Source organism: Colwellia sp. RSH04 (genome assembly GCF_003545765.1).
Taxonomy (GTDB): Bacteria; Pseudomonadota; Gammaproteobacteria; order Enterobacterales; family Alteromonadaceae; genus Colwellia.
The window spans coordinates 1-1809 of record NZ_QXIO01000034.1 but is presented as its reverse complement, the minus strand read 5'-3'; the positions used below and the strand labels follow the sequence as shown (position 1 = coordinate 1809).

2 protein-coding genes are annotated in these 1809 nt (G+C 39.3%); both read left to right on the top strand.

Annotated elements, in window-relative coordinates; all coding sequences use genetic code 11:
• Nucleotides 1–789: 789 nt before the first annotated feature.
• The gene (locus D1094_RS18705; protein ID WP_182440243.1) at nucleotides 790–966 is read left to right on the top strand and encodes a hypothetical protein; all 177 of its coding nucleotides are present in this window, start codon (nucleotides 790–792) and stop codon (nucleotides 964–966) included.
• 474 nt (nucleotides 967–1440) lie between these two features.
• Nucleotides 1441–1638, top strand: a complete 198-nt coding sequence (locus D1094_RS18350) for an antitermination protein NusB (RefSeq protein WP_118961544.1) — start codon at nucleotides 1441–1443, stop codon at nucleotides 1636–1638.
• The last annotated feature ends 171 nt before the right edge of the window (nucleotides 1639–1809 follow it).

Genomic DNA, 1809 nt, shown 5'->3' with positions numbered 1-1809 from the left:
CAAATCGGACACGTAACAGTTGGCCATCGCTTCGCGATTATAGCCAATGTTACTTTGCCGTTTAATATAAACGTTATATGCTCTTAGTAATTTTTATTAGGGCAATACATTTTTAATCAGTGTTTTACGCTAAACAGGATTTGGTGTTTGCACTAATAAGCATTGCCTCTTTTACCTTTTTCAAAGGTGGCAACGCTATTAATTTTGTTCAACCTTTGGTGTGTAGCGTAAAAGTTCACGGTTAGGTTTTTATATTACGGGTGACTTAATTACGTGCAGTGTTTGGTTGCAACCTCCGCTGCATATAACAAGTTGCTCAAACGGACAAATTACAGTTGGTTGGCGCTTCGCGCATTATAACCAACCGCAATTTGCCCCTTAGCAAAGCGTTATTTGGCAACACGAAATCGAGTTATTATTTTATTGTAAGAACAGTGTTTTCAAGGTTAGCTTGGTGGGTTACGCCTCAGTTTTCGCCTAACCTTTTTGGTGTTTAACGCTAATAGACTTTACGCTTTTTAAGATACTTTGCGGTAAAGTCATTAACGTTGTTCTCGCTTTCGTGTTTGGCTCAAAAATCACGGTTTGGTTAGTCGTGTTGCTGGGTGTTTTTTGCTTCTACGGTCGGGCTGCCAAGTCTTAAAAGTGCTTGTTATCGTTAGTGTTTATCGCTACCATCAAATAACAAGATAATTCAAATCGGACACGTAACAGTTGGCCATCGCTTCGCGATTATAGCCAATGTTACTTTGCCGTTTAATATAAACGTTAGCAGGTAAAGGAATATCTATGAGTAAATGCAATCAATCTAGCAAAATAAAGCACCCTGCACTTTTTGGCATCTCAATGGGAATTGCTATGGGTGCAAGTCTAGGTGTCGCATTAAGTAGCGTCACTTTTGGTATAAGTATCGGTGTTGCCATGTCAGTTGCTTTTTGGGCATCGGCTAAGAAATCAAGCAAATAATTACAGCAGAATTACGCTGCTAACAAGGCAATCAAACGGACTCGTAACAGTTGGCTCGGTTCCGCTTCGCTTCACATTGTAGCCAACAATTACAAGCCGCTTATTGTGGCGTTGTATGCTTTTAAAAATTATCTTTAGAAAAAGTACTTTCTAGTGCGTAGTTTTTCGCTAAAACAGGTTTGTCTCAGCACTAATAAGCATTGCCTCTTTTACCTTTTTCAAAGGTGGCAATGCTATTAATTTTGTTCAACCTTTCGTGTGTAGCGTAAAATTCACGGTTAGGTTGTTATATTACGGGTAACTCAACGTCGTGCAGTGCTTGGAACTACCTCCGCTGCATACAACAAGTTGCTCAAACGGACAAATTACAGTTGGCTCGCGCTCCGCGCATTATAACCAACCATAATTTGCCCCTTAGCAAAGCGTTAGCAGTTTCGATATTTACGTGTATTTAATCAATTTAAGGAGAGTAAAATGAATGGAAGTGAAATCGTATCACAAGGTGGTCAATATGCTTTAGGGTTAGGAACTCTAGCTTTATTAAATGCAGGTTTGGCTCAAAGTAAAAACAGAAGTGGATTACTTTGGTTTTTTATTTCTTTACCCTTAGGTCCTATTGCAACATTCTTGCTCGTTGTCTTGGACAAACAACCAGAAATTGAGCAGCGGTAAAAACTGCTAACAAGGCATTCAATCGGACAAAAAACAGTTGGCTTTTTGCTCGTGCCTCGCTTATTTTAGCCAACAATTTTTTGCCGCTTAATGTGGCGTTATGTGCAAAGGAGTGTCATGCTATATCACCACGTATTAGAGAAAGTATTCTTCTATATTGTACTCTTCCTA

Bases quoted from the DNA above. Each gene is read 5' to 3' on its own strand.
- D1094_RS18350 (WP_118961544.1), top strand. From the start codon at position 1,441: ATGAATGGAAGTGAAATCGTATCACAAGGTGGTCAATATGCTTTAGGG.
- D1094_RS18705 (WP_182440243.1), top strand. From the start codon at position 790: ATGAGTAAATGCAATCAATCTAGCAAAATAAAGCACCCTGCACTTTTT.